Origin of the sequence: Bradyrhizobium genosp. SA-3, from assembly GCF_004212635.1 — a bacterium.
GTDB lineage: Bacteria > Pseudomonadota > Alphaproteobacteria > Rhizobiales > Xanthobacteraceae > Bradyrhizobium.
Map to the genome: position 1 here is coordinate 1 of NZ_PSRT01000168.1, position 15,582 is coordinate 15,582.

The 15,582-nt window shown below is 64.0% G+C and carries 14 protein-coding genes and 1 pseudogene; 12 read left to right on the forward strand and 3 right to left on the reverse strand.

Annotation, left to right across the window (positions count from 1 at the left end; genetic code table 11):
* The 3 genes from CWO91_RS36765 to CWO91_RS36775 all read right to left on the reverse strand — a co-directional run.
* The coding region (locus CWO91_RS36765; RefSeq protein ID WP_245471489.1) for a DUF882 domain-containing protein at positions 1–850 on the reverse strand (850 nt) is incomplete at its 3' end.
* A 283-nt stretch (positions 851–1,133) separates the two neighbouring features.
* Entirely contained in the window at positions 1,134–3,317 is a 2,184-nt protein-coding gene (locus CWO91_RS36770) for a L,D-transpeptidase family protein (protein WP_130220338.1), read from the reverse strand.
* 344 nt (positions 3,318–3,661) lie between these two features.
* Positions 3,662–5,158 carry a sigma-54-dependent transcriptional regulator gene (locus CWO91_RS36775; protein ID WP_130220339.1) on the reverse strand — a complete coding sequence of 499 codons (1,497 nt, stop codon included), beginning with the start codon at positions 5,156–5,158 and terminating at the stop codon, positions 3,662–3,664.
* Between the two features lie 127 nt (positions 5,159–5,285).
* Here CWO91_RS36775 and CWO91_RS36780 point away from each other — a divergent pair, with 127 nt between their 5' ends.
* From CWO91_RS36780 to CWO91_RS36835, 12 genes and pseudogenes are all read left to right on the forward strand, one after another.
* The gene (locus CWO91_RS36780; RefSeq protein ID WP_130220340.1) at positions 5,286–7,238 is read left to right on the forward strand and encodes a M3 family oligoendopeptidase; all 1,953 of its coding nucleotides are present in this window, start codon (positions 5,286–5,288) and stop codon (positions 7,236–7,238) included.
* 91 nt (positions 7,239–7,329) lie between these two features.
* Positions 7,330–7,554 carry an AbrB/MazE/SpoVT family DNA-binding domain-containing protein gene (locus tag CWO91_RS36785; protein ID WP_061850860.1) on the forward strand — a complete coding sequence of 75 codons (225 nt, stop codon included), beginning with the start codon at positions 7,330–7,332 and terminating at the stop codon, positions 7,552–7,554.
* 12 nt (positions 7,555–7,566) lie between these two features.
* Complete coding sequence (locus CWO91_RS36790) at positions 7,567–7,962, forward strand: type II toxin-antitoxin system death-on-curing family toxin (RefSeq protein WP_130220341.1); 396 nt, start codon at positions 7,567–7,569, stop codon at positions 7,960–7,962.
* A 97-nt stretch (positions 7,963–8,059) separates the two neighbouring features.
* On the forward strand, positions 8,060–8,212 hold the full coding sequence (locus tag CWO91_RS36795; protein ID WP_008136857.1) for an aa3-type cytochrome c oxidase subunit IV: 153 nt from the start codon (positions 8,060–8,062) through the stop codon (positions 8,210–8,212).
* A gap of 139 nt (positions 8,213–8,351) precedes the next feature.
* A complete protein-coding gene (locus tag CWO91_RS36800) occupies positions 8,352–9,479 on the forward strand; it encodes a Re/Si-specific NAD(P)(+) transhydrogenase subunit alpha (RefSeq protein ID WP_130220342.1) in 1,128 nt (375 codons plus the stop codon).
* A gap of 11 nt (positions 9,480–9,490) precedes the next feature.
* Positions 9,491–9,808, forward strand: coding sequence for a proton-translocating transhydrogenase family protein (locus CWO91_RS36805; RefSeq protein WP_091888212.1), 318 nt, complete (start codon positions 9,491–9,493; stop codon positions 9,806–9,808).
* A gap of 39 nt (positions 9,809–9,847) precedes the next feature.
* Entirely contained in the window at positions 9,848–11,245 is a 1,398-nt protein-coding gene (locus CWO91_RS36810; RefSeq protein WP_130220343.1) for an NAD(P)(+) transhydrogenase (Re/Si-specific) subunit beta, read from the forward strand.
* Between the two features lie 205 nt (positions 11,246–11,450).
* Positions 11,451–12,248 (forward strand): alpha/beta hydrolase, encoded by a 798-nt coding sequence (locus tag CWO91_RS36815; protein ID WP_130220344.1) that lies wholly within the window; start codon positions 11,451–11,453, stop codon positions 12,246–12,248.
* Complete coding sequence (locus CWO91_RS36820; RefSeq protein WP_130220345.1) at positions 12,202–13,680, forward strand: sodium:proton antiporter; 1,479 nt, start codon at positions 12,202–12,204, stop codon at positions 13,678–13,680. Before CWO91_RS36815 ends, CWO91_RS36820 begins: the two co-directional genes overlap by 47 nt.
* Positions 13,681–13,729: 49 nt before the next feature.
* Positions 13,730–14,827 carry a calcium:proton antiporter gene (locus CWO91_RS36825; protein WP_130220346.1) on the forward strand — a complete coding sequence of 366 codons (1,098 nt, stop codon included), beginning with the start codon at positions 13,730–13,732 and terminating at the stop codon, positions 14,825–14,827.
* 22 nt (positions 14,828–14,849) lie between these two features.
* On the forward strand, positions 14,850–15,134 hold the full coding sequence (locus CWO91_RS36830; RefSeq protein ID WP_128936488.1) for a cupin domain-containing protein: 285 nt from the start codon (positions 14,850–14,852) through the stop codon (positions 15,132–15,134).
* A gap of 93 nt (positions 15,135–15,227) precedes the next feature.
* A pseudogene (locus CWO91_RS36835) lies at positions 15,228–15,582 on the forward strand (hypothetical protein); the annotation flags it as partial.

Consider the following 15,582-nt stretch of genomic DNA (forward strand, 5'->3'; position numbering starts at 1 on the left):
CCACGGTCGGCGCGGACGGTTTCGCGGCCGCGGCGGGTGCGCCCTCGTCATCCTCGTCGCTGCCGCTGGCGGCCGGAGCCGACGACTTGCCCTTGAACAAGGCGGCGAAGAAATTCGTCTTGCTGCCGGAATCGTCGCCGCTGCCGCGTCGCTCGATCTCGGCCTTGGCGAGCTCATAACCCTTCAGCGGCACGCCGTCGGTCGGCAGATGCACCGTTTTTCCGTCCGGGAAGACGCGAGCGAGCTGGTCATGCGTCATGCGCGGCCAGTGCCGGATGCTGCCGGTGTCCAGGTGCACGAAGGGCGAGCCCGAGGTCGGATAGAAGCCGACGCCGCCGCGCTGCAGGCGCAGGCCGGCGAAGCGGATCTGCTCCAGCGGCACGCCGGGAATGTAGAAGTCCATCGCATGTCCCAGCATGTGCTGGCTGAAGCGCGCCACACCGGAGGAGCGGCGGCGGAGCATGGCGTTGGTGGCGGGGGAGCGGTAGGAGGAGATGATCTGGATCGGCTGCTTGCCGTCGACGTCGCGATAGACTTCCCAGAGGATGTCGAACAGGCGACGGTCCATGACCGTCTCGTCCTGGGTGCGCCAGTCGCGCAGGAAGTGGTTGAGCTGCTTCAGCGCGGCTTCGTCATAGCGGCCGTCGCGCTTGAAGGTGACGGTGAGGTCTTCGCCGGAATGGGTGTGATGGAAGGAGAGCGTCTTGGTTTCGTTCAGCGCGGCGGCGTCATGAACCGAACCTGCGGCGGCAAGCAGCAATACGGAAGCGAGGCCGATCCGGGATCCGGCCTTCACTCCCGCATGGGACAACGACAGCACAGCGAATTGGCGTGCGAGACCAGTCAGCACGTATGAGCCCACCCAGTCGACGAGCGTTCAAAATGGACTCTCCCGCCAACCCCGTTAGCAGCGCGAAAGAGGGTGAACGCTTTCTTAAAGCGAGAAGGTTAATTCGAGGTTGACCTTCCCGCCCCCAAACCAAGTCAGAATACGATCCTAAACGGTTGACTGTGGCAAAAAAACGCCCGCTCCCCGGGCCCCGGGTGGAGGATGGTTAACATTAAGCGACCCCATCCAGGGGACGGGGGCGCTGATTCCATTGCAGAATTCTAGAGAATAAGGAGCTGAGCTCTCAGCGGGTGAACACCCGCTGCTGCTGCGGCCGGCGGCCGACCGGCGCCGGCGGCGGGGTCGGTGCCCCGAACAGCCGCTCGAAGAAATTCGGGCCGGATGAGCCGAAGCCGCCGCCATTGTTGGCCACCGCCACGCCTGAGGGGAGCGTCGTCGCCGGGCGCGAATAGCTCGGCTGGGAATGCGCCACGATAGCCTCGAGGTCCTTGCCGCGGTTGTTCTTCAGGATGTTGATCATGGTCGCGTCGCGGCCATAGACGTCCTTGCGGAATTGCAGCTTGCCGGCGTCATCCACGAACGCGGTCTGATAGGTGATGTTGACCGGGATCGGGGTCGGGAATTTCAGGTCGATCTCGCTCTTGCCGTACATGCTGCGGACGCGCTCGGGCGTGTACTTGTCGCTCGGCATGGTGATGTTGAGCAGCACGGACGCGTACTGATCCGGGTTCTGCACGCGCATGCAGCCGTGGCTGAAGGCGCGATCTTCCTTGGCGAACAAATGCTTGTCCGGCGTGTCGTGCTGATAGACCAGGAACTTGTTCGGGAAATTGAAGCGGATGCGGCCGAGCGCGTTGGCTTCGCCCGGCGGCTGCGAGATGTGCACCGAGCCGTCGCGGTTCTGCTCGAGCTTGAGGCCCATGCGCTGAAGCACGGTCGGGTCCTGCTGAAGCGCCGGCAGATATTCGTTGTAGACGATCGACGGCGGCACGTTCCAGGTCGGATTGACCGTGATGTACTTCATCGTCTCGCTGAGCAGCGGGGTGGCATGCGTGCCAGGCTTGCCGGTGACGACGCGGGTGGTCCAGACCTGCTGGCCGCGCTGCATCACCTTCAGCGTGTAGTCGGGAATGTTGAGGATGACATAGGCATCGCCCAGCGCGGGCGCGCCGAGGTCGCGCGGCAGCCAGCGCCAGCGCTCCATGTTCACCAGCACCACGTCGATCTGCTTGTCGCGCTTGGGGGTGTTGAGCGCCTTGACGGTCTTGTCGTCGAGGATGCCGGTCGCCTTCATCTCGGCGCCGCTCTGGAATTTGCGCACGGCGTCGGCGACCGCCGCGTCATAGCGGGTGTCGTTCGCGTTCTCGGTGATGCCGAGCTTGGCGCGCAGCTGCGGCACGCGCGGATCTTCCACGACGATCTCGGCCTGCCTCTTGCCGGCGGGGGTGTATTTCAGCGCCGGACCGTCGGCGATCTCGATCACCGGGCCGTTGCCCTGGCCGCGCAGCTCGGCGAGCTTGGCCTTCAGCTCCTTGTAGAGCTTGTGCGGTGGATTGTAGCTGTCGAGCGCCGCCGAGGCGTCCGTCGCGGTCGTGACCTTGGCGAGCACCTCGTTCGGGTCGACCGGATGCTCGGGATAGAGGATGTCGCCGCTGACCTGCGACCAGTGCATGCGGCCGCTCTGGGCCTGCCGCGCATAGTCGAACATGCTGGCGGTGAGCTTCAGCTCGGCATCGGCCAGCGCATCGGGCGTGGTGGCGGCGGCGAAATCCGGCACCGGATAGTCGGCGGGGTTGAGGCCGTCGGAGGCCGCATCCTTCAGCCGCGCAATGACGCCCTTGGCCGCAGCGGTCAGGCTGCCGCCTTGGGTCCAGACCGGCGCGAAGTCGCGCGCACCGTAAAACTTCTCGATCGCCGCGCGCTCGTTCTTGCGGTCGAAATGGCGCGAGGTCTTGGCGCCGATGATGTCCCTGAGCTTGTCGGCGACCGGCTGGTCGGCAGCGGGAACGTTGCTAGCGGCCTTCACCGGCTCGGCGGCCGGAGTCGCAGCAGGTGCCGCAGGCGCCGTCGCAGTGTCGGCCTTGGCGGGTTCTGTCTTCGCAGGTTCTGTGTTCGCAGGCTCGGTCTTGGCCGTCTCGCTCTTCGGCGCCTCGGTGGCGGGCGAGGTGGCGACGTCGGAAGGCCTGGTCTCGACCTTGTCGGGCGCCGGTGCAACTTCGACCTTCACGGGCTCTTTCGCAGTGTCCGGGATAGTGGCGGTGGTGTCGAGCTTGATGTCGGAAGCGGTCGGAGGCGGGACGTTGGCCGGCTCGGGGCGCGGGATCGCGGCTTCGATCGCGAGCTCGGCGGCGCTGCTGCGCGTCTGATCCTGCGCCAGGGCTGAGCTGGCCGACACCGTGAGGAAGGTCGCCGCGACCGTCATCAAGACACGGTCAAAGCCTGCACGGTGGTTCAAACAGTCACGCATTGTGTCACACCCTCGGGTGAACTGTCCCTCGTGGAACAGCTTCGTTATCGTCTCTAAATCTTCGGCTAAACCGCGCCGGCCTCTCGAATGTCGCACGCCTGCACGCAACGATTCATACGCAGACGATATACAGGCCCCGCTTTTGCGGCCAGCGCTACCCGGGACAACTCACGACAAACTGACGTCAAGGCAGCCTCTTTGGCAACGGATTATGCGCTTGCCCCACGCGCTTTTCCCTGTGTCTGTCACTTCCAGGTCACGGTTCGTCGCGGCCAAATTTCGCCGAAATGCGAAGGGCTTGCGGCCTCGTCGCAACATCAGTCAAGCCGCGGTTCAGATACGGCTCAGTGCGTCTCCTCGTCGCTTTTCCCGCCATGGCCAGGCACGCCTGCTTCGTCGAGTTTGCGGTAGAGCGTGGACCGACCGATTTTGAGGCGGCGGGCGACTTCGGACATCTGCCCGCGATAATGCGAGATCGCGAAGCGGATGATTTCGTTCTCCATGTCCTCCAGCGGGCGGACATCGCCGCTCGCGGTCAGCATGGAGAGAGTTCCCGCTGACGGGAGGGGAGCGATTGGTATTTCGTTACCCGATACCAAGGAAGGCGCCGCGATCGGCTCGAGCAGCAATGGCGCGGTCGGAATGTCCGCTGCGGGATACGGTTGCGAGGCGAGCAGGGGGAAATCGCCGAGGCTAAGCTGGTCGCCGTCGCTCATCACCACCGCGCGGTAGACCGCGTTTTCGAGCTGGCGGATGTTGCCGGGCCAGTCGAGCTGAGCGAGGTGCGCCACCGTCTCGCCGCTGATGCCGGTGATGGGGCGGTTCTCCTCGGCGGCAAAGCGCGCCAGGAAATGCCGCAGCAGATGCGGAATGTCCTCGCGCCGGGCGCGCAGCGAGGGGATCGTCAGCGGCAGCACGTGCAGGCGATAGAACAGATCTTCCCGGAAGTGTCCCTGTTTCACCCGCTCCAGGAGCTTGCGGTTGGTCGCGGAGATGATGCGCACGTCGACCTTGACGGGCTTGCGGCCGCCGACCGCCTCGACCGCGCCTTCCTGAAGCGCGCGCAACAGCTTGACCTGCGCGGTCAGCGGCAACTCGCTGACCTCGTCCAGGAACAGCGTGCCGCCATGAGCCTCGACGAACTTGCCCATGTGCCGCTCGGTGGCGCCGGTGAAGGCGCCCTTCTCGTGGCCGAACAGGATGGACTCGACGAGGTTGTCGGGAATCGCGCCGCAATTCACGGCGACAAAAGGTTTTGCCTTGCGCTCGCCGCTGCCATGGATGGCGCGCGCGAACATCTCCTTGCCGACGCCGGACTCGCCCTCGATCAGCACGGGAATCGAGGAGTTCGCCGCCTTCTGCGCGGCGCGCATCACGCCCGCCATTGCCTCGGAGCGGGTGATGATGTCGGAGAAGGTCAGCCGGCCCTCGCGGCTGTGACGGATGCGCTGCAATTCGCCCTTGAGCGCGGAGGCGTTGAGCGCATTGCGCAGCGAAACCTGAAGTCGCTCGAGGCCGACCGGCTTGACGACGAAATCGGCCGCGCCGGCACGCATCGCCGAGATCACGTTATCGATGCCGCCATGCGCGGTCTGCACGATGACGGGGATGCTGAGACCAGCTTCTCGGATTTTCGCCAGCACACCCATGCCGTCAAGGCCGGGCATCACGAGATCGAGGATGATGCCGTCGATGGCCGGGGCGTCGGGAGCGGTGAGTGCGGCGATCGCAGCGTCGCCGGACTCCACGACGACCGTCTCATAGCCGCATTTCTGCACCATGTTTTCGACCAGCCGGCGGGCTACAGCGTCGTCGTCGGCGATCAAAATACTGGCAGCCATGGTGTTCCCTGCACGCTACAACTATCTGTCTCGAATCGGGGCACTCTGGCCGAAGCCGATTAACGCACTCTTAAACCTTGATGCCCACGCCCGCCGTCGCGACTGTTGAACACAGGTTTCCCACACAATGAATTCGCGCTCCAAGCCCGCTCTCAAAAAGTCTGCTCTCAAGAAGTCCGCTTCCAGCAAGCCCGCTCCCCGCAAGCCGAGCACCAGGAAATCCGCCGCCAAAGCAAAGTCCTCCAGGCCTTCACTCGCCAAATCTTCACCCGCAAAGCCTTCATCCGCAAAGCCCGCAAGCAAGACCGGCAAGCTTCCCGAGTGGAACCTGGCCGATCTCTATTCCGGGATCGATGCGCCGGAAGTGGCGCGCGATCTCGAAAAGATGGATGCCGATTGCGTCGCGTTCGAGACGGACTACAAGGGCAAGCTCGCGACAGGGACAGCAAACGAAGATGGCGGAAAATGGCTCGCGGAAGCCGTGCGACGCTATGAGGCAATCGACGATCTCGCTGGCCGTCTCGGCTCCTATGCCGGTCTCGTCCATGCCGGCGACAGCATGGACCCTGCGATTTCAAAGTTTTACGGCGACGTGTCCGAGCGCCTGACGGCGGCGTCGACACATCTTCTGTTCTTCGCGCTCGAGCTCAACCGGATCGATGACGATATTTTGAACCGCGCGATGCAGGCCGCCGAGCTCGCGCACTATCGTCCGTGGATCGAGGATTTGCGCAAGGAAAAGCCGTATCAGCTCGACGACAAGCTCGAGCAGCTCTTCCTGGAGAAGGCGCAGACCGGCTATTCCGCCTTCAACAGGCTGTTCGACCAGACCATCTCGGGCCTGCGCTTCAAGGTCGGCGCAAAAGAGCTCGCGATCGAGCCGACGCTGAATCTCCTACAGGACCGCGACGGCGCCAAGCGCAAGAGCGCAGCGGAGGCCCTGGCCAAAACTTTCAAGGCCAACGAGCGCACCTTTGCGTTGATCACCAATACGCTCGCCAAGGACAAGGACATCTCCGATCGCTGGCGCGGTTTTCATGACGTCGCGGATTCCCGGCACCTCAACAACCGCGTCGAGCGCGAGGTGGTGGATGCGCTGGTTGCTTCCGTGCACGCGGCCTATCCAAAGCTGTCGCATCGCTACTACGCGCTGAAGGCGAAGTGGTTCGGCAAGAAGCGGCTCGCTTATTGGGACCGCAACGCGCCGCTGCCCTTTGCCGCGACCGACGTCATTGGCTGGCCAGATGCGCGGAACATGGTGCTGACGGCCTATCGCGGCTTCTCGCCTAAGATGGCCGACATTGCGGAGCGCTTCTTCACCGACCGCTGGATCGACGCGCCGGTGCGTCCGGGCAAGGTGCCCGGCGCGTTCTCGCATCCGACCACGCCGTCGGCGCATCCTTACGTGCTGATGAACTACCAGGGCAAGCCGCGCGACGTGATGACGCTGGCGCATGAGCTCGGCCATGGCGTGCATCAGGTGCTGGCGGCGAAGAACGGCGCGCTGATGGCGCCGACGCCGCTGACGCTGGCGGAGACCGCGAGCGTGTTCGGCGAGATGCTCACGTTCAAGCGGCTCCTTGCCCAGACCAAGAATGCAAAGCAACGCCAGGCGCTGCTCGCCGGCAAGGTCGAGGACATGATCAATACCGTGGTGCGGCAGATCGCGTTCTATTCCTTCGAGCGCGCGGTCCACACCGAGCGCAAGAACGGCGAGCTCACCGCGACGCGGCTCGGCGAGATCTGGCTGTCGGTGCAGGGCGAGAGCCTGGGGCCCGCGATCGAGATCAAGGCGGGCTACGAGAACTACTGGATGTACATTCCGCACTTCATCCATTCGCCGTTCTATGTCTACGCCTATGCGTTCGGCGATTGTCTCGTGAACTCGCTCTATGCGGTCTACGAGAATGCGGCCGAAGGCTTTGCCGAGCGCTATCTCGACATGCTCGCCGCGGGCGGCACCAAGCACTATTCCGAGCTACTGCGGCCATTCGGGCTCGACGCCAAGGACCCCAAGTTCTGGGACGGCGGGCTCAGCGTCATCGCCGGGATGATCGACGAATTGGAGGCGATGGGCTGAGGGGCTGGCGCGTCTCGCGGCGCGTAAAACATCTGTTGAACTGAGTCTTCAGCGATGTTATACACGTGTATAACATCGCTGAAGGTCGGCCATGAAAATCGAGATCAAGAAGATCGGCAATTCGGATGGGCTGTTGCTGCCGCGCGAGCTAATGCAGCGGCTCGATCTCAAGCGCGGGCAGCAATTGCATATCGTCGAATTGCCCGGCGGTGGTTTCCAGGCGCTGCCCTACGATCCGGACTTCGAGCGGACGATGGAGATCGCCGACGAGATCATGGACAAGTATCGCGATACGCTCGCCGCACTCGCAAAATAGCGGCGTCGTTTGATGAGCGAGCCCAACGATCCGCATTGGATCACCTACGAACAGGCTGTCGCAATTCACAGCCGACAGCTTCGCCGCTTTGGTGGTGCACCGGGGATGCGCGACGAAGGCATGCTGCGATCGGCCCTGGAGCGGCCGATCAACAAGTGGCGCTACGAGCAGGCTCCGCTGGATGAACTCGCCGCAGCCTACGCGTTCGGACTCGCGAAGAACCACGCATTCGTTGATGGAAACAAGCGCATTGCCTTCATGGCGATGATGGTCTTTCTGCACAAGAACGGCGTAGCCTTCAGTCCCGATCCCGCAGAAGCCACAGCCATCGTCCTCGCCCTTGCCGCCGGCGAAGTCAGCGAGCAGAGCCTCACGCGCTGGATCCGCGACAATTGGAATTCCAAATGACCTGATTTGCGGGAAAACCGCGCCCGCGTGCCGTTGCCCTGCCCGAAACTTTGCGGTATCCCAGCCCAAGAATTCGACTTTCGACTGGGGACAATCCATGGCTGACCATAGCGAAGTGGCCTACACCACCGCCGACGGCAACGACTACGTTGCACACGAGCAGACCTATGAGGGCTTCATCAAGCTGGTGAAGTATGGCACGGCCTCGGTCGCGCTCATCGTGATCCTGATGGCGATCTTCCTGACCTGACCTGTCAGCAGCTGCACACACCAGCGGCAGCAGCTGCCCATAAAATTTGCATCCAAGCCGGTGCCAAAACCGGTATCGAACGCCGCGGGAAGTAACGCTTAAGTTTGCGCGTGCGCTGTCCCGCGCCGCCGGAGGACCTATGAAGATCGCCGTTGCCAAGGAAATCGATCCGCTCGAGCCGCGGGTTGCCGCTTCGCCTGATACGGTGAAGAAGTTTAAGGCGCTCGGTGCCGAGATCGCCGTCGAGCCGGGCGCCGGCATCAAGTCGGGCCTGCCGGATTCCGAATTCACCGCCGTGGGCGCCACTGTCAGCGCTGACGCGCTCAAGGACGCCGATATCATCATCAAGGTGAAGCGTCCCGAGGCGTCGGAACTTTCACAATACAAGCGCGGCGCGCTCGTCATTGCCATTATGGATCCATACGGCAACGAGGCCTCGCTGAAGACGATGGCCGATGCCGGCGTCTCCGCCTTCGCGATGGAATTGATGCCGCGCATCACGCGCGCGCAGGTGATGGACGTGCTGTCCTCGCAGGCCAACCTTGCCGGCTATCGCGCCGTGATCGAAGGCGCCGAGGCCTTCGGCCGCGCCTTCCCGATGATGATGACGGCGGCCGGCACCGTGCCCGCGGCCAAGGTGTTCGTGATGGGCGTCGGCGTCGCCGGCCTCCAGGCGATCGCGACCGCGCGCCGTCTCGGCGCCGTCGTGACCGCGACCGACGTCCGGCCCGCGACGAAGGAGCAGGTGGAATCGCTCGGTGCGAAATTCCTCGCCGTCGAGGACGAGGAGTTCAAGAACGCGCAGACCGCCGGCGGCTACGCCAAGGAGATGTCCAAGGAGTACCAGGCCAAGCAGGCCGCGCTCACCGCCGAGCACATCAAGAAGCAGGACATCGTGATCACCACCGCGCTGATCCCGGGCCGGCCGGCGCCGAAGCTCGTCAGTGCTGACATGGTCAAGTCGATGAAGCCGGGTTCGGTGCTGGTCGATCTCGCCGTCGAGCGCGGCGGCAATGTCGAAGGCGCCAAGGCCGGCGAGGTCGTCGACCTCGATGGCATCAAGATCGTCGGCTACACCAATGTCGCCGGGCGCGTCGCGGCCTCGGCCTCCAGCCTCTATGCCCGCAATCTGTTCTCCTTCATCGAGACCATGGTCGACAAGAAGGAGCAGAAGCTCGCCGTGAACTGGGACGACGAGCTCGTCAAGGCCACTGCGCTCACGAAAGACGGCGCCGTCATCCACCCGAACTTCCAGCCGAAGGTTTAAGGAGAGCCGCCATGGAGCATGTTGCACAGGTCGTCGACCCCTTCATCTTCCGGCTGTCGATCTTCGTTCTCGCCGTCTTCGTCGGCTATTTCGTGGTGTGGTCGGTGACGCCGGCGCTGCACACGCCGCTGATGAGCGTGACCAACGCGATCTCCTCGGTGATCGTGGTCGGCGCGCTGCTCGCGGTCGGCGTCGGCATGGTTTCGAGCGGCTCGGGCTGGGCGCGCGGCTTCGGCTTCGTCGCGCTCATCTTCGCCTGCGTGAACATTTTTGGCGGCTTCCTTGTCACCCAGCGCATGCTGGCGATGTACAAGAAGAAGTCGAAGTAAGCGGCCACCTCGGGCTGAAGGGATTAATGGGGACCTGAGATGAGCGCCAATCTCTCTGCATTCTTGTATCTCGTGGCGGGGGTGCTGTTCATCCTGTCGCTGCGCGGGCTGTCGAGCCCGGCATCGTCGCGCCAGGGCAATCTGTTCGGCATGATCGGCATGGCGATCGCGGTCGCCACGACGCTGGCGAACCATCCGCCGGCCGACGGACTCGCCTGGGTGCTGGTGATTGTCGGCATCGCGATCGGCGGCGGCATCGGCGCGGTAATCGCCCGCCGCGTGCCGATGACCTCGATGCCGGAACTGGTCGCCGCCTTCCACTCGCTGGTCGGCATGGCCGCGGTGCTGGTCGCCGCCGGCGCGTTCTATGCGCCCGAGGCTTTCGACATCGGCACGCCCGGTAACATCCACACCCAGAGCCTGGTCGAAATGTCGCTCGGCGTCGCCATCGGCGCGCTGACCTTCACCGGGTCGGTGATCGCGTTCCTGAAGCTCTCGGCGCGCATGAGCGGTGCCCCGATCATCCTGCCGGCGCGGCACCTCATCAACATCGCGCTCGCGATTGCACTGGTCGTCTGCATCGTCGGCCTGGTGATGACCGGCAGCCCGGTGTTCTTCTGGCTCAACGTGATCCTGGCACTCCTGCTCGGCGTGCTCATGATCATCCCGATCGGCGGCGCCGACATGCCGGTCGTGATCTCGATGCTGAACTCGTACTCCGGCTGGGCCGCCGCCGGCATCGGCTTCACGCTCGGCAATTCCGCGCTGATCATCACCGGTGCGTTGGTCGGCTCCTCCGGCGCGATCCTGTCCTACATCATGTGCCACGCGATGAACCGGTCGTTCATCTCGGTCATCCTCGGTGGCTTCGGCGGCGAGACCGCGGCCGCCGGCGGCGGCACGGGCGAGCAGAAGCCCGCCAAGCTCGGCTCGGCCGACGATGCGGCCTTCATCATGAAGAACGCCTCCAAGGTCATCATCGTGCCCGGTTACGGCATGGCGGTGGCGCAGGCCCAGCACGCGCTGCGCGAGATGGCGGACATGCTGAAGAAGGAAGGCGTCGAGGTGAAATACGCGATTCACCCGGTCGCCGGCCGTATGCCCGGCCACATGAACGTGCTGCTGGCCGAAGCCAACGTGCCCTATGACGAGGTGTTCGAACTCGAGGACATCAACTCCGAATTCGCGCAGGCCGACATCGCCTTCGTGATCGGCGCCAACGACGTCACCAACCCGGCGGCGGAAGAAGACAAGACCTCGCCGATCTACGGCATGCCGGTGCTCCAGGTCTGGAAGGCCGGCACCGTGATGTTCATCAAGCGCTCGCTCGCCTCCGGCTATGCCGGCATCGACAATCCGCTGTTCTATCGCGACAACACCATGATGCTGCTCGGCGACGCCAAGAAGGTCACCGAGAACATCGTCAAGGCGATGTAGCGCGGAAGCAAACGGACCGTGGCCAAGGAATGGCACCGGTCCCATCGCATGCCGCCCAAAGCGACGCGTGCGCAGCGCGTCGCCTGGCACGCTGCCCACAAGGCGGCCTGCGGCTGCCGCGATGTTCCGACGAGCCTCCGGCCCGATGTCATGAAATTGCTGCGGAGCCGTCGCAAGCCGTGAGCCGAAAGGCCGGCCGCGCATCATGACCATCGTCAAGTGGATCGCCATCCTGCTCGTGACCGTCTATTGCGTCGGTCTCCTTGTGCTGTATGTCCGGCAGCGCGAGATGCTGTTTCCGATCCCGCCCGCAGGTCGTACCGCCCCCGATGCCGCGGGCCTTCCCGAGGCGGAAGAACACATTCTGACCACGTCGGACGGTGAGAAGGTCATCGTCTGGCACGTGCCGGCGAAGCCCGGCCGTCCCGTGATCCTGTATTTTCCGGGCAATGGCGATTTTCTCGCCGGCCGCGTCAGCCGTTTCAGGGCGATGACCGCCGACGGCACCGGCCTCGTCGCGCTGTCCTATCGCGGCTATGCCGGCTCGAGTGGTGCGCCGAGCGAGGAGGGCCTGCTGCGCGATGCCGCAGCCGCCTACGCCTTCACGATCGCGCGCTACGCGGCGGAACGGATCATCGCCTGGGGCTTTTCGCTCGGGACGGGCGCGGCGGTTGCGCTCGCCTCGGAACATCGTGTTGGAAAACTCATCCTGGAAGCCCCCTATACGTCGACGGTCGACGTCGCAGCGTCGTCATTCTGGTACGTTCCGGTGCGCCTGCTGATGCGCGATCCGTTCCATTCGGACCAGCGCATCACGCGCGTCACGGTGCCGCTCCTGGTGATGCATGGCACCAATGACCTTGCCATTTCGATCGTGTTCGGAGAGCGTCTGTTCGCGCTCGCACATGAACCGAAGCAGTTCGTTCGCTTCGCGGGCGGCGGACACGACAATCTCGATGCTTTCGGTGCGATCGAAACGGCAAGGCGCTTCATTGAATCCTAAACGGTTCGTCACGTGGCCCTGGAGCCTGGCCTCCGCCGCGATCCTCACGCTGTCGCCGCAACACGCATGGGCCGCGACCGGGCTCGATGGTGCTGCGATGCGCTGGCCCTATGCGCTGCCCTTTGCCGGCCTGTTGCTGTCGATCGCATTGGGGCCGCTGCTGTTTCCAAAATTCTGGCATCATCACTACGGCAAGATCGCCGCGGCCTGGTCGCTGCTGGCACTCGCCGCGCTCGTCGTCTTTGCCGGCAGCATGGCAACGCTGGCGGCGCTCGTCCACGCCATGCTTGCCGAATATCTCGGCTTCATCGTGCTGCTGTTCTCGCTCTATGTCGTGGCCGGCGGCATCCTCATCACCGGCGACATCAAGGCGACGCCAGCGACCAATGTCGGCATCCTCGCGCTCGGCACGCTGGGTGCGAGCATTGTCGGCACCACGGGTGCCGCGATGATCCTGATCCGTCCCCTGATTCGCGCCAATCGGCTGCGGCGTCACAACGCCCATGTCATCATCTTCTTCATCATCCTGGTCGCCAATGTCGGCGGCGCGCTGAGCCCACTTGGCGATCCCCCGCTCTTCGTCGGTTTCCTGCACGGCGTCGACTTCTTCTGGACCACGCGGACCATCTGGTTGCAGACCGCAATCGTCGCCGGACTGCTGCTCGCGATCTTCGTCGTCATTGATGTCTGGCGCTTTCGTAGCGAGCCGCCGCTCGGCGAAGCCGGCCGCGGGGAGCCGCCGCGCATCCGCGGCCTCGTCAATTTGGTGCTGATCGCGGCCATCGTCGTGAGCCTGCTGGCGTCGGCGATGTGGAAGCCCGGCGTGGCGTTCGACATTCTCGGCACCGCGCTGGACCTGGAGGACGTCGTCCGCAATTCGGTGCTGCTGGCCATTGCGGCGCTGTCGGTGTGGCTGACGCCGGACGAGCACAGGCTGGCCAACGGCTTCACTTGGGACCCGATCCGCGAGGTCGCGAAACTGTTCGCGGGGATCTTTGTCGCGATCATCCCGGTCATTGCCATGCTCAATGCCGGACGTCACGGCGCCTTCGCCTGGCTGTTGTCGGCTGTGACGGCGCCGGACGGTGTGCCGCGCGAGGTCGCCTATTTCTGGTTCACCGGCCTGATGTCCGCGTTCCTCGACAATGCGCCGACCTATCTGTTGTTCTTCGAGCTCGCCGGTGGCGACCCGCAAGTGCTGATGCATGAGCTCTCGGGCACGCTCGCCTCGATCTCCATGGGCGCGGTCTACATGGGCGCGCTCACCTATATCGGCAACGCGCCGAACTTCATGGTGAGCAGCATCGCCAGCGAGAACGGCATCGAGATGCCGAGCTTTTTCGGCTATCTCTTGCGCGCCGGCGCCGTGCTGATCCCGCTGTTCCTGCTGCTGACGCTGCTGCCGGTCGCGCCGATCCTGCACTGGCATTGAATCTCGCGCCTGATTTGCTACTGCTCATTCGAGCAAATGGAAGCGGTGGATGAGCGCGCATAGTCTGATGCCCCGGTCGGCCTGGATCTTCCCGGCGCTGGCCGTGCTGTTGTTCGCGGCCGTCAGCGCGACGGACTACGTGTTCACGCTGTCTCTGGGCGGGTTCGTCTTCGCCATCGTCCTTCTGGTCATCCTGTTCGGCACGGTATTCGCCGCGGTTCATCATGCCGAGGTGATCGCGGAGCGGGTCGGCGAACCCTATGGCACGCTGGTGCTGACGCTGTCGGTGACCATCATCGAGGTGGCTCTGATCACCACGATCATGCTTGGCGACAAGCCCGCGCCGGAACTGGCGCGCGACACCGTGTTCGCCGTGGTCATGATCGTCTGCAACGGCCTCGTCGGGCTCTGCATCTTCATTGGCGGCCTGCGCTATCGCGAGCAGGGGTTTCAGCTCTCCGGCGCCAACGTCTATCTCAGCGTGCTCTTCGCACTCGCGACCATCACGCTGATCCTGCCGAACTACACCACCACCACGCCCGGGCCGGTCTATTCGTCGGTTCAGCTCGGCTTCGTCGACGTGGTCACGCTCGCGCTGTACGGGGTGTTTCTCTACACCCAGACCGTCCTGCACAAGGATTACTTCGTTCACGAACGGGCGGACGGCGGCAGCGGTGGGGCGCATCTATCGGGCCGGATGTTGGTGCTCAGCGTCGTGCTGCTGCTGATTGCGCTGCTGGCGGTCGTGCTGCTCGCCAAGAAGTTTTCGCTGGTGGTCGACGCCGTCGCGGCCAAGATCGGCGCGCCGCCGGCCTTTACCGGACTTCTGGTCGCCCTCCTGATCCTGATGCCGGAAGGCGTCGCGGCCGTCTCGGCGGCCCGCAAGAACGACCTCCAGAAGAGCATCAACCTTGCGCTCGGCTCGTCCCTGGCCACCATCGGGCTGACCATCCCGGCCGTCGGCGTTGCCACCTACGCGCTCGACAAGGAGCTCGAGCTCGGCCTCAACGCCCAGGGCAGCGTGCTTTTGCTCCTGACTTTCTTCCTGAGCATGCTGACCTTCGGCACGGGCAGGACCAACGTCCTGTTCGGACTGGTCCATATGGTGGTATTTGCCGTCTACGTGTTCATGGTCTTCGTGCCCTGAGACGCGATAAGGAGAGTTCCCGATGCTTGCCGCCAGGTCCGAGGTTCAGGTCGACAACGAGCAGGTTCGTGTGACCGAGTGGCGGCTTGCGCCGGGGAGCGCCACCGGGCATCACACCCACGGCATGGACTATGTAATTGTTCCCGTGGTGGCGGGGGAGATGACCATCGTGGCGCCCGGCGGCGAGAGGTCCAAGGCGCAGCTTGCGGCCGGCAAATCCTATTTCCGCAAGGCCGGCGTCCAGCATGACGTACTTAACGAAACCTCAACCGAGATCGTGTTCCTTGAAATCGAGCTAAAACCGTAAGTTGGCGTTACTGTTTGCCATCGATCCGTCGTAGTTGATCCCTCACAATGCCCAAAAGTTCCCGCATCAGATCGCGCGGGGAGTGGCCGAGAAATGCTGAAATACCTAGCTAAAATCTCGATGGATATTTTCCCCTCGGTGCTCGCGACGATCATCGGGGCTTACATCGTTAATCACTACATCAATGCCAAGCCCGCGCCTGATGCTCCTGCGACCGTGGTGGCGCCTGCCCAGACTGGCAGTGAGGGCAAGCCGGCGGACACCGCCAACCTTCCCGCACCCGGCGTCAAGGCCAAGGGTGTCTCCGAGAAGAGCGTTTCCAAGGCGGCGGCCGAGAAGCCAGCCGATCATCAGCCGGCTGCCGAGACCAAGGCCGCAGACGTGGCTCCCGCCGAGACCAGCCCGCGCGGCCGCACCCCCGCGCGCGAGAAGGCGGTCGCCAAGTCCG